9 protein-coding genes are annotated in these 12629 nt (G+C 68.8%); all 9 read right to left on the bottom strand.

Annotated features, from left to right (window positions below; all coding sequences use genetic code 11):
• Window positions 1–24: 24 nt before the first annotated feature.
• Window positions 25–1161 (bottom strand): GDSL-type esterase/lipase family protein, encoded by a 1137-nt coding sequence (locus CQ045_RS17340; RefSeq protein WP_105726020.1) that lies wholly within the window; start codon window positions 1159–1161, stop codon window positions 25–27.
• Window positions 1148–3790: an alpha-L-rhamnosidase gene (locus CQ045_RS17335; RefSeq protein ID WP_105726018.1), complete on the bottom strand. Its 2643-nt coding sequence runs from the start codon at window positions 3788–3790 to the stop codon at window positions 1148–1150. Before CQ045_RS17335 ends, CQ045_RS17340 begins: the two co-directional genes overlap by 14 nt.
• Entirely contained in the window at window positions 3787–6390 is a 2604-nt protein-coding gene (locus CQ045_RS17330) for an alpha-L-rhamnosidase (RefSeq protein ID WP_105726016.1), read from the bottom strand. The genes CQ045_RS17335 and CQ045_RS17330 overlap by 4 nt, the downstream gene beginning before the upstream one ends.
• Window positions 6387–7187, bottom strand: a complete 801-nt coding sequence (locus CQ045_RS17325) for a class II aldolase/adducin family protein (RefSeq protein WP_105726014.1) — start codon at window positions 7185–7187, stop codon at window positions 6387–6389. Before CQ045_RS17325 ends, CQ045_RS17330 begins: the two co-directional genes overlap by 4 nt.
• Before the next feature lie 32 nt (window positions 7188–7219).
• Window positions 7220–8632 carry a rhamnulokinase family protein gene (locus tag CQ045_RS17320; RefSeq protein WP_105726012.1) on the bottom strand — a complete coding sequence of 471 codons (1413 nt, stop codon included), beginning with the start codon at window positions 8630–8632 and terminating at the stop codon, window positions 7220–7222.
• A gap of 16 nt (window positions 8633–8648) precedes the next feature.
• Entirely contained in the window at window positions 8649–9287 is a 639-nt protein-coding gene (locus tag CQ045_RS17315; protein WP_258131141.1) for an RpiB/LacA/LacB family sugar-phosphate isomerase, read from the bottom strand.
• Complete coding sequence (locus CQ045_RS17310; RefSeq protein WP_105726011.1) at window positions 9284–10117, bottom strand: carbohydrate ABC transporter permease; 834 nt, start codon at window positions 10115–10117, stop codon at window positions 9284–9286. The genes CQ045_RS17315 and CQ045_RS17310 overlap by 4 nt, the downstream gene beginning before the upstream one ends.
• Window positions 10114–11043, bottom strand: a complete 930-nt coding sequence (locus CQ045_RS17305; protein ID WP_181156629.1) for a carbohydrate ABC transporter permease — start codon at window positions 11041–11043, stop codon at window positions 10114–10116. The genes CQ045_RS17310 and CQ045_RS17305 overlap by 4 nt, the downstream gene beginning before the upstream one ends.
• Window positions 11044–11128: 85 nt before the next feature.
• Window positions 11129–12454: an ABC transporter substrate-binding protein gene (locus tag CQ045_RS17300; RefSeq protein WP_105726009.1), complete on the bottom strand. Its 1326-nt coding sequence runs from the start codon at window positions 12452–12454 to the stop codon at window positions 11129–11131.
• Window positions 12455–12629: the final 175 nt, after the last annotated feature.

The following is a 12629-nucleotide window of genomic DNA, read 5'->3' as shown; positions in this document are numbered from 1 at the left end:
GCGCGCGAAGAACCGGCGCCGGAGTCAGATCAGGACGTCGAGATCGACGCCCTCCGCCATAGCGCGGTATCCCTTCGAGTTCGGATGCGTGCCGTCCGCGTCCAGGTCGGGGCGCAGGCTCCCCGGTTCCTGCGGGTCGTCGAGCGCCGGAATGAAGTCGATCACGCCGTCGTAGACCGATTGCCGGTGGATCCAGGCGTTGGCGCGCTCGCGTTCGCGTTCCATCGGCGCGGCCCATCCGTAGCCGCCGCCCCGAGGGACGATGGTTGCGATCAGCGCGCGCATCCCGCGGACGTGGATGCGCTCCGCGATCCGCTCCCACTCCGCGATCAGGGCGTCCGCCGTGCCGCCGAGATAGAGATCGTTCGAACCCGCCGCGATGATCACGGCCCGGATCCCGGACAGACTCAGGGCATCGCGTTCCAACCGGGAGACGACGTTGGGCCCGACCTCGCTGTTGCCGAAGCCGGCCACCGTGTTGCCGCCGATCCCCGCGTTCACGATGCCGAGCCGTCGCGGATCAGCCGCGTCGAGCGCCAGCGTCCGCTCCGTCAGCAGATCGGTCCAGCGAGTGTCCGTGCCGAAGTCCGCCCCGGCGCCGTCCGTGATCGAGTCGCCGACCGCGACGATCGATCCGGCACCCGAGGTGCGCACGTCGATCGCATCCACCCAGGCCGACCCCGTCGTCCACGGCCGGAAGGCCGCGCCCGCCGACTGGGCGGTGAGGTCACCGACAGCGCCCATCGTGGTCCAGGAGAATCGGTTCCCCCACGGATGGCCGGAGACCTCCGTCGGGGCACTCACATGGATCGAGATCACGACCTCGCCGCGCGTCGGCACGGGGAGCACGGCAGGATCGCTCCACACCGCGTCCCCCGGGTGCACGAGCACACCGGACGCACCGCGGAAACGCAGGGCGACGGGTTCCCCCGCGATGTCCGGAAGGGTGGATCCGGGGAGTCCGATCGAGGCGGCATCGACCCGCAGCGGCGCGTAGGAGTAGGGATTCGAGATGCGGATGCGGACGGCATCCCCTCCCCAGACGGTCCGCATCGTCTGCCTGATCGTCGCGTCGGGGCCGGCGAACGCGCCTCCCGCCCCGCTGAGGGACGCCGTCCAGCCGGTGACCCATCGCTGCTCCCGTTCCTCATGCGTGGACATGGGTCAGCACCTCCCCTCGGAACGAGTACTCACCTGAGCCGAGCACGAAGGACGTGGCCGTCTCCGATGCGACCACGTCCGAGACGCCGGGCGCGTCCTCCAGCGCGACGCCGTGCTCCGCGATCGCGAGCGCGGGGAGGACGACCTCGGCGGTCGCGTTGGCGGGGACACGGAGTGTGCACTCGAATGCCTCGTCCGTCAGCCGCCATTCCACGGTGATGAGGCCTCGTACCGATCGGAACTCGGCTGACGAGTTCGTCACCCCTTCGCCCGGCTGCGGAGCGATGCGCACCCGTCCGAAACCGGGTGCGGCCGGCGCGAGTCCGCCCACCACCCGGAACAGCCAGTCGGTCACCGAGCCGAAGGCGTAGTGGTTGAAGGAGTTCATCAGCGGATCCTGATAGCCGGACTCGCTCCAGCCGTCCCACCGCTCCCAGATGGTCGTGGCCCCGTGGGCGATCTCGTGACCCCACGACGGATAGTCCTCGTTCAGCATCAGCCGGTAGGCGAGGTCCGAACGACCTATCGCGCTCAGCGTCGGCAGCAGGTGGGCGATCGAAAGGAATCCCGTCGTCAGGTGCCCACGGCTCTCGACGTCGGCGGCCAGCGCTTCGGCGGCGCTCACGCGCTGATCGGGCAGCAGGAGATCGAAGGAGAGTGCGAGCACGTACGCCGCCTGGCTCCCCGCGGGCATCGTGCCGTCGGGCGCGACAAACGCTGCGCGGAACGCGGCCGCGGCGCGTGCACTGAGCTCCTCGTACCTGCGCGCCTCGTCGTGCCGGTCGAGCACCCTGGCCGATCTGGCCATGAGCTGCACGGCCAGGTTGAAGTACGCCGTCGCCGTGAGGTCTTTCGGCGTCTCGACCGGAGCGAGCCAGTCACCGTAGTCGGTGTTGCGGTTCGCTCGCCAGACGAGATCGTTCATGCGGCTCTGCACATAGGAGACCCAGCGGGCACCCGCCTCGTATGAGCGCGCGATCAGGGTCGTGTCCCCGTAGTACTCGTAGACCGCCCACGGGATGATCAGGATCGACTCGGCGTAGCCGGACGATCCGTCCTCGGTGTACGTGAGCCGACCGAGCAGGCCCTTCGCCGGTGCGATGTCGGGAACGGCGCCGGAGTCCGGCACCGCGTCGAGGATGTCGTCCACCCATTTCGAGAGGAAGTTCTGCACGTCCGCGAGCCAGCACGCGGTCGATGCGAAGACCTGGCCGTCGCCGGTCCAGCCGACCCTCTCATCGCGGGCGGGACAGTCCGTCGGCACGTCCATGAAGTTGCTGCGCATGCTCCAGCGCGTGTTCCGCACGATCGCGTTGACCAGCGCGTTGTCGGTCACCAGTGCTCCCGTGTCGTCGGTCGCCGACGACACGGCGACCCCGGTCACCGCATCGAGTTCCGGTGGGGTGGGCAGACCGGTGATCTCGACGTAGCGGAAACCGTGCGACGTGAACGACGGGGCGAACTCGTCATCCGCGCCGCTCAGGATGAAGGTGTCTGCCGCGCGCGCTCCCCGGAGGTTCGCGAGGTACACGCCTCCCGTGTCGTCGAGCACCTCCGCATGGCGCAGCCGGACGATCGTCCCCGCGGGGCCCCGCACACGAAGACGGACGTGCCCCGCGAAGTTCTGTCCGAAGTCGTAGACGAAGCTTCCTGCGGTGCTCTCGTGCCGAGACACAGCGGGCAGTTCGGCGATGGGACGAGGGGCGTCGATGGGCGAGGGCACGAGCTTCCCCGTCGGACCCCGGTCGATGTCGACGGCCTTCCAGCCATGCCCTGCGGCCGTCGTCCAGTCGCCGAGATCCCTGCGGGCGTCGACGACCTCGCCCTGGATGAGATCCGCGGCCTGGATCGCGCCGAAGGATGCTTCCCAGGACTCGTCCGTGACGACGACCTCCCTGTCACCGCCCTCATAGTCCAGGACGAGCACCGCGCGCCAGACGGGCCGCTTGCCCCAGAAGTTCCTCCGGTGGAAGGGTCCGACCCCACCGGCGTACCATCCGTCCGCGACGACGGCGCCGATGCGGACCGGCTCCCCGGCCTCGAAGAGTCGTGTCAGGTCGTAGGTGTGGAACGCCACGCGCGTGTCGTAGTCCGTCCATCCCGGAGCGAGGGAGCCGGGCGTGATCTGCTCGCCGGCGGCCCAGAGCTCGTAGATCCCGCCGGCCGTGGCGTGCATCCGGGCACGGACCACACGCTCGCGGGGCGCGATGAGGCGGCGCAGATAGGGCACGGGACGGTGATCGTCGTGCTGGTGGTCGTCCCGACGCAGCGTGATCCACCGAGCATCGGCCCACAGACCGCTCTCCGGGGATGTCTCGAATCGCGAATCGCCGAAGGCTGCCTCATCGGACGCGCCGTTGTGCCGCACCTCCACGCTCCACGTGTACGCGCGCCCCGGCGACAGCGCCTGCTCCGGCATCGACGTGTCCTGCGGCATCGCCCCCTCGCGCATGCCCGAGTCCCACACGAGGGCGTCCGACCCGTCGCCGCGATGTACTCGGATCCGGTAGGCGGTCTGCACGATTCCGCGCTCGGAAGAGACGAGCTGCCAGCTGAACACGGGAGCGCCCTGAACGGCGAGCGCTTCCACACGCCCTCCGACCCGCAGCTCCGAGACCTCGACCGTCATCGCACTCCTCCGTACTCGAACTCGTAGTGTCCGCTTCCGACGACGACCTGCACGGCCTCGTCGGCGTGCTCCGTGGAGAGCACACCGTCCTCGCCCTCCCGCACCGTCACGGAGACGGCCGGGATCTCGATCACGGCTTTCACGTTCGCCGGGATGTCGACCGTCAGGCGCAATTCGTCGCCCTGACGACTCCACTCGCAGCCGATCCGTCCCGGCGGCGCCTCGAAGCCGAAGCGGGAACCGCGGATCGTTCCGGAGACGTACGGAGCGATCCGCAGCTCGGAGAAGCCGGGGGCGAGCGAGGTGACACCGCCGATCACGCGGTACACGCCGTCGAACCCCGAGCTGAGTGCGAAGTGGTTGAAGGAGTTCATGGCGGGATCGATCAGGTTTCCGGCCTCGTCCCAGGCGGTCCAATGCTCGCCGATCGTCGTCATCCCCCGCACGACCTGGTTCGCCAGCGACGGCGCCTCCCGACGGAGGAGCGTGCTCAGCACGAGATCGGGGCGCCCGCTGTCGATGAGCACCGGATAGATCCACCGGATGCCCAGGAAGCCGGTGGTGATGTGACCCCGCGACTCCACGTCCGCCACGAGGTCGGCGCGAGCCTGCGCGCGATCCTCCGGGCGCAGCAGGTCGAAGGCGAGTGCGAGGGCGAGCGCGGTCTGCGTGGCGTCTTCGACCCGGCCCTCGGCGTTCACGAACTCCGCGCGGAAGGCCTCCGCCACGGCGTCCGCGAGCGCGGCGTGCGCTTCGGCCTCCTCGATCAACCCGATCACCCGCGCGGCGGCGGCGGTCACTCGAGCCGCGTACGCCCAATACGCCGTCGCGGTGAGGGCTTTGTCGGTGGGGACGGTCGCCAGCCAGTCGCCGTAGTCCGTGTTGCGGCGATGCCGCCAGACGTGATCGGGGTTGACCGTCCCGATGTACCGCAGCCAGCGGGTCATGCCTGCATAGTGGCGCCGCAGCACCCCGGGATCGCCGTAGTGCCGGTAGAGATCCCACGGCAGGAACACGCCGGCATCGCCGTAGCCGGCCGCTCCCTCCTCGGCGAAGTCGACCAGGGCGCCGGGCGCGATGTCGGCGAAGGCGCCGTTGGGCTTCTGCGCGTCGGCGATGTCGTCGAGCCACTTCGTGAGGAACGCCTCGACGTCGCCGTTGTACATCGCCACGGGTGCGAACATCTGCGCGTCACCCGCCCAGCCCAGTCGCTCGTCGCGATTGGGGCAGTCCGTGGGGACTTCGATGAAGTTGCTCAGCATGCCCCACTCCAGGTTGCGCTGGATGCGGTCGAGCATCTCGTCGTCGGTGTGCAGCTCGAGGGAGGTCCCGTCGAGGCTCGATACGGCGACGGCCGTGGCATCCGCGATCGAGAGCTCCTGCGCTGCACCGTCCACTTCGACGAATCGGAAGCCGTGGTAGGTGAAGATCGGGTCGAACAGCTCCTCTCCCCCGCCCGCGAGCACGATCTCGTCCGTCGCCGCCGCACCGCGGAGGTTGTCGAGATAGAGGGCGCCGTCCTCGTCGAGGATCTCCGCGTGACGAAGCCGGACGATGGTGCCGCGCTGTCCGCGCAGCCTCAGCCGCACACGACCTGCCAGATTCTGCCCGAAGTCCAGGATCGGCGATCCCGTCGGACTGCGCAGGATCGCGACGGCGGGGACCTCGCGGACGACGCGGGCCACGGGGATGCGTGCGGGAACGAGATCTCCTGCCGGGCCCACCTCGACCTGCACCGGGTCCCACCCGCCGAACCCGGCCGACCAGTCGCCGAGCGAGATCCTGTTGTCCTGCCGATAGCCGTGCAGCAGCTCGGCCATGCGGATCGGACCCGTCGTGCACTCCCAGTCGGAGCCGGTGACCTCGTGCTGCACGGAGCCGTCGGCGTACTCGATGATGACGACCGCTCGCAGGATCGGGTACTCGCCCCAGACCGCTCGCTTGCCGAACGGACCGACGTATCCGCTGTACCAGCCTTCGCCGAGCATCGCGCCGAGGACGCTCCTGCCCGGTGAGAGCGCAGCGGTGATGTCGTGGCCGTGGAAGGGCACGCGGACCCGGTAGTCGGTCCACCCCGGCCCGAAATCGCCCGCGGAGATCCGGGTTCCGTTGCACCAGAGGTCGAACAGACCGCCGGCCGTGACATATGCCCTGGCGCGCACGACACCCTCGCGCACGGTGAAGGCGCCGCGCACGTACGGCGCCGGGTGATGGTCGTGCGGTGTCATGACCTGACGATGCCTGCCGACCCATCTCGCACGCTCCCACAGCAGTGCTGACGGACCGGTCTCGAAGGCGCTCTCCGAGTCTGCGGAGGTGCCGTCGCTCAGTCTCACGGCGACCCGCCACGAGAACCTCGACCCCGAAGGCAGCGTCCGTCCCTCGTACGGGATGCCGTGGCTTCGGGCGCTCTCCACCCACCCGGAGTCCCAGAGTCCGTCATCCGAGCCGCGCTCCCTGGTGACGACGATCCGGTAGGCGAGCTGCGTGACCGCGCGACGGGTGGATTCGATGCGCCAGGAGAACACCGGCCGGGGGTCCGGGATCGCGAGCGGCTCCGCCCGTCCGCTGACCTGCAGATCGATCAGTGCGGCGCTCATGATGCCGTTCCCTCCTGCAGCTGAGCTGCTTCCGCGGTCGCCGACAGCGCCGCCCGCCTGTCGGCGAAATCCGACCGTGCGAAGTAATGCGTCGTCGCGTCTTCTCCCAGGCCGCGGATCCCCCCGGCCTGCAGCGCACCCAAGCGGACCCTCGCGCTCTTCACGGCCATCGCCGAGATCGCGTCCGCTCCCTCGACGGACTGCGAGATCGCGACGATCCCGTGATTGCCGAGCAGCACCAGCGAGGGAACCTCGCCCCATTCATCGAGGTGCTCTCGCAGGCGCCGCGCGAACAGCCTCCCGAGCGGAAGACCCGGTTCGGCGTACGGCACATGGAGCGGGCGGCCCAGGACCATCAGCTCGTCCGAGTAGACCGGCTCCGCGAAGGCGGTCTCCGAACGCACGCTCGCCAACAGCGCCAGCACCGGCGTCGGATGAGTGTGCGCGACGAACCGCACCGACGACACCATCCGCACGGCGACATGCACCATCGTCTCGATCGAGGCTCGAACCGTCGAACCCCGTCCGTCCTCCTCCAGTGCACGGGTCAGCTGCTCCTGATCGCCGGACGGATCATCGATGAGATCGGCGAGGGCGGCGAGGTCGACAGCGGCGAACGACGAGCGGTCGGCATCCCGCATGGACGCCCCCGACGCCTTCACGACGATCTCGTCGCCGACGAGTTCGCTGGTGTTCCCCTCCGCCAGGATCACCAGATCGCGCTCGGGGGCGCCGAGACGTCGGGTGAGATCGAGCAGCTCATCGCTGACGAGGTCGGGGGCGTGTCTGGTGCTCACGGATTTCCTTCGGTCGGATGTACGGCAGCTGTTCACGGGAGATGGAGGGTCGGGGGGTGCGTGCGCCGCACGAGCGCGCGCATCTCCTGCACCGAGTCGTCGATGGCGCCGGCGCTCATGGCCTGGACCAGCACATTGCCGATCGCAGTGGCCTCGGCCGGTCCGGCGAGGACGGGCAGGCCGGAGCGGGCTGCCAGGAGCCGGCAGAGCAGGTCGTTGCGAGCGCCCCCGCCCACGATGTGGATCGCCTCGATCCGCCGGGAGGCCAGCCGGGCCGTCGTCCACGCCGCCTCGGCGAAGGCGCTGGCCAGAGACTCCAGCAGGCATCGCGTCACCTCGGCCGGGCCCTGCGGAGAGCGGAGTCCGCGGAGGCCGCACCACTCGCCGATCAGCGTCTCGACGTCGCCGCCGACGCTGAAGAGCGAATCGTCGAGATCCACCGTGGGGAGCCCTTCGGGCACGGCCGAAGCCAGAGCCACGAGTTCCTCCACCGAGAGCTCGGTCCCGGCCCGCCGCCAGCTCCGCTGCGCCTCGCTCAGCAGCCACAGCCCCATCGTGTTGCGGTAGACGAGGTATCCCCCGCCGACCGCGGCCTCATTGGTGATCCCCGCCAGCCGGGCTTCCTCGGAGATCACCGGCGTCGGGCTCTCCACGCCCACCAGGCCCCAGCTGCCGCAGGAGATGAATGCCGCCGACCCCTCGAGCGGGGTGGCGAGCACGGCGGACGCGGTGTCGTGCGCGGCGACGGCGACGACGTCAGGGCGGGTGCGGAGTCCCGCGGCATCCGCGACCCGACTCGTCATGCGTCCCACGGTCGTCCCGGCAGGCACCACCGGTGGCAGGAGCCCCGGAGAGACGGGGATCGCGGCGAGCGTCGTGGGATCCCACTCGCCTTCGAGAGCGAGCATGCCCGTCGTCGAGGCGATGGTCCTCTCGGCCGCCGGTTCGCCGCCGAGCCAGCCGGAGAACAGGGACGGGATCGGAAGCACGAGATCCGCGAGCGCGAGCATCTCCTGATCGGCGGCGAGCTGATAGACGGTGTTGATGGCCATGAACTGCGTGCCGGTCCGTGCGTACTGGTCCGCATGCGGCATCCGGCTGTGCACCGCATCCACCGCGCGTTCGTGCCGCGGATCGCGGTAGTGCACGGGACCGGAGAGCAGCCTGCCGTTCCGCTGGAGCCCGTAGTCGACGCCCCACGAGTCGACGCCGACCGAGCGGATGTCCGCCGCCTGCCCCGCCGCCCCCAGTCCATCGAGGATGCCCGCCCACAGCCCGAGCACGTTCCAGCGCAACACGCCGTCCGGCGCGGCCGGCCGGTTGGGCACGCGGCAGACCTCGCGCAGCTCGAGGAGCTCGGGTCCGACGCGGCCGAGCATCGCACGACCGCTCGTCGCGCCGAGGTCGACGGCGACCACGTGCACGGGGGGATCCGTCGAGGACATGGGGCTGCCTCGCTGCTCAGTACGCCAGGCCGCGGGGTTCGGGGCCGAGACGCGCCGAACGGGGATGCGGGACCTCGAAGCCGTTCGCCTTGTACGCCTGGTAGTCGAAATCCTCGACCTCGTCATAGCCGATCAGGTGGTACTCGTAGAACCCGTCCCACTCCTCGTAGTCGTCGCCGAGAGAGGACTCCAGGAAGGCGTCGGCCATCGCCATCGCCAGGCGGGGACCGGTGTAGAAGGCTCCCATCGCGAGCAGGTTGGCGTTGTTCGCGGTCGCGGCCCGTCGCGCCGAAGGAACGGTCTCCGCCACGGCGGCGTGCACATGCGGCACCTTCGATGCCGCGATGTGGATGCCCATGCCGCTGCCGCAGAAGGCGAGCGCCTTGTCGTACTCCCGCTCCGCGATGCGGCTGCCCACCAGGAACCCCGCACGGTGGTACATCGGCGCCTCGGACTCCACCGGGGTGAGGTCCTCGACCGTCCACCCTCGCTCCTCCAGATGCGCCTTCACGGCCTCCTTGAGTGCGAATCCGGCGAAGTCGGATCCGACCACCACCTGCTTGTCTGCCGCGCGCTTCATTCCTGCATCTCCTTTTCCCGCTTCGATCTCATCGCCGGCGGAACCGGCGTCTTCCTGCCCGATGGCGGCGCTCATTCCAGGCCGCTTCCTGCGGCGATCCCGCGGACGTACCACTTCTGCATCGCCAGGAAGACGATCAGCGCCGGGAGCATCCCGAGGGTCGCGCCAGCGAGACCCACCGCCGGCGACACGTAGGTGTAGGCCGAGGCACCGGCGATCGGCGCGAGCGCGACGTTGATGACCGCGAGGTCGGGATCGGTCGCGACCACCTGGGGCCAGATGTACATGTTCCAGGCCGTGAGGAACGTCAGCGAGCAGTACGTCGCGATGATGGGCTTGGCCAGCGGGAGGGTGACCCACCAGAACACGCGGGGCCAGCTGGCTCCGTCGATCCGCGCGGCCTCGACGATCCCCGCCGGCAGGGATGCGAAGAACTGGCGGAAGAGGATGACGGCGAACGCGATCTGCCCGGCGATGGGGACGATGATGCCGGCGTAGCTCTCCAGCATTCCCAGTTGATACGTCACCACGAAGGTCGGGATGAGTGTCAGGTTGCCGGGGATGAACATCGGCACGATGAGGATGGCCAGGATCGTCCCCGACCAGCGGAAGGGGATCAGCGCGAGCGCGAAGGCGACCGGCAGCGCGAGCAGCAGCTGCAGCAAGACGATCCCGATCGCGACGATGAACGAGTTCAGGATCGTCCTCGGGCTGAGGTACGCGAATGCTTGGACGTAGTTCTCCCAGTTCAGCCCGGCGGGGAGGAACGTCGGGGGCAACGCGGACACCTCGGCCGGCGTCATGAAGGAGCGGGAGATCATGAACAGCAGCGGGGCCGCCATCACCAGCCCGCAGACGAGCATCAGGGTCAGTCGCGCGGCGACCGCCGACTTCTTGGTCTTCATCGGACGGACCTCGTTCCCTTCATGACGGCGCGACCGATGAGGAACACGACGACGATGAGCACGAGCTGGAACATCGCCAGCGCACTCGCATAGCCGATGTCCCTCCGCTCGAAGGCGATCTTGTAGGAGTAGAGGGCGAGCGAGGTCGTCTCCCCGAGCGGACCGCCGTCGGTCATCAGCAGCGCGAACTCGAGCGTGCCGCTGAGGAAGGTGAGGAGCATGAGGATGGCGACCACCATCGTCGTGGGCATCACACTGGGCCAGGTGATGCTCCACAGCCGCCGCCACCGTCCGGCACCGTCGAGGGCGGCCGCATCGAAGAGGTCCTCCGGGATCTTCTGGATCGCCGCGATGTACAGGATGGTCACGATGGGCAGGGAACTCCAGATCAGCACGACGACGAGCGCCGGGCGGGCGAGAATGGGGTCGCTCAGCCAGTTGGGGCCCTCGATCCCCACCGTCGCGAGGAGCTGATTGATCAGCCCGGATCGCTGGTTGTAGATCGACGACCACAGCACCGCGGCCACGGCGCTCGAGGCGACCATGGGGGCGAAGTAGAGGGTGCGGATGACGCCGGCTGCGGGCACCTGGGCGCTGGCGATCACTCCCAGCACGAAGCCTCCGAGAACCGTGGGGATGACCCCCATCACGACGAACAGCACCGACACGAGAGCGGAATGCCACATGTACGGGTCCCCGAAGAGCCTGGTGACGTTCTTCAGGCCGACGAAGGTCGGGGCGGAGAAGAGGTTCCAGTCGAAGAAGCTCAGCGCGAGCCCTCCGATCGCGGGGACGATCACGAAGAGGACGAAGGCGAGGAGTCCCGGGGCGATGAACAGCGTGGCCGCGAGGGCATCCCCTCGTCGCCCCGTGGCGCGTCGGGTCGGGGGACGCAGGGTTCCTGCATCCCGGATGGTGTGGTTCACGAAGTGCGTCTCCGATCGTGGGGGCATCATCGGCAGCGGTACGCGGATCGGACGATCGGGACGACCGTCCGATCCGCGTGACCGATCACCCCGCTTCAGCGAGCGCGGCACGGACCTCGTCCGCCGCCTTCCCGAAGGCGTCTTCGACGCTGGCCCCATTGAGCACGACCTCCTGGACGGCGCGCTTGGTGGCGTCCGTCAGGACGCTCCCCGCGCTGCCGGGGAGGGAGACCAGCAGGGTCGCGTCCTTCGCGGTCTGGGCGAAGACGCTCATGTTCGCGGGGACGTCGACGTCCTGCCAGCTTCCGGTCTCGAGACCGTCGACCGTGGGCGGGATGATGCCGCCGGCATCCGGCTGCTGTGCCAGTGCCATGCCGCCATCGGTGCTGTAGAACCATTCCATGAAGGCCCACGCCGCATCCTGGTTCGCACTCGTGCTCGAGACCGAGAGCCCGTACGAGCCTCCGCCCGATGGGTGCGTACCGTCGATGGAGGGGACCTCCGTGACGTCCCAGTCGAAGTCCTTGAGGGTCTCGCGGAAGCCGGCGATGTTGGCCCGGGAGGTGATGCCCATCGCGACCTTCCCCGAGGAGAAGTCGTACGCCGGATCGCCGCCGGTGGACGTGTAGCCACCGGAGCCCGTGCCGTAGAACGCGATCATCGACTTCCAGGCTTCGATGGCCTCCGGCGAGTCGATGTCGACGTCGTTCGTCTCCGGGTCGTAGACCTTCGCACCGTGGGCGACGAGCACAGGACCCCATTCGACGATCCCCGAGCCGTCCGCTCCCGGCGGCACGGTTCCGAAGATGCTCCCGCCGGACTTGGTCTGGATCTCGGTGGAGACGCGGAGGAAGTCGTCCCACGTCCAGGTCTCGTCGGGGAGCTCGTCCACTCCGGCTTCCTCGAACAGCGTCTTGTTGTAGACGAGGGCCGTGGAGTCGGCGCTGACGGGGAGGCCCGTGATCTGGTCAGGGGTCTTCATCGGCCGGTACTGGCCGAGGAACTGGGGAAGGAAGAAGTCCTCTTCCAGCCCTTCGCCGTCGTTGAGGCGGTCCGCGATGTCGAGCGAGACCCCGTTGGTCGCGAACTCGTTCGCCGCGAAGTCCACGTTGAAGAAGATGTCGGGAAGCTTCTTGCTGATGAGCTGCGTGGCCAGGATCTGCGAGTACTTGCTGAAGTCCTCGCTGACTCCGATCACCTTCACCTTCCGGTCGGGGAACTCCTTCGTGTATGCCTCCGCGTACTGCTCGAACTGGCCGAGCAGGGGCGAGAAGGTGCCGATCGTGATCTCGCTGCCCTCGACCTCGCCCGCGCCGCCACCCGGGGTCGCGGCGCTGCAGCCGGCGAGTGCGAAGATCCCCACAGTGACGGTCACAGCCGTGAGCCGTCGTGCCGTGTTGCCAAACGTCATTGTTCTGGTCCTTGTCTCTTGGACGACATCGGCCCGCAATTTGACCGGTCCATTTTTGTCGTTGGAGAGACTATCTCCTGCCGGGTGCGGGCGTGTCAAGAGTCAGGACGATACGTTTCAACCCCGCACTCTTTCGCCGTCGCTGCGCTTCTCCGCGTGGGCACGTTGACGACCA

This window comes from Microbacterium sp. MYb66 (assembly GCF_002979435.1).
Taxonomy (GTDB): domain Bacteria; phylum Actinomycetota; class Actinomycetes; order Actinomycetales; family Microbacteriaceae; genus Microbacterium.
The sequence above is the reverse complement of the archived record's forward strand: the minus strand, read 5'-3'. Positions and strand labels throughout refer to the sequence as shown.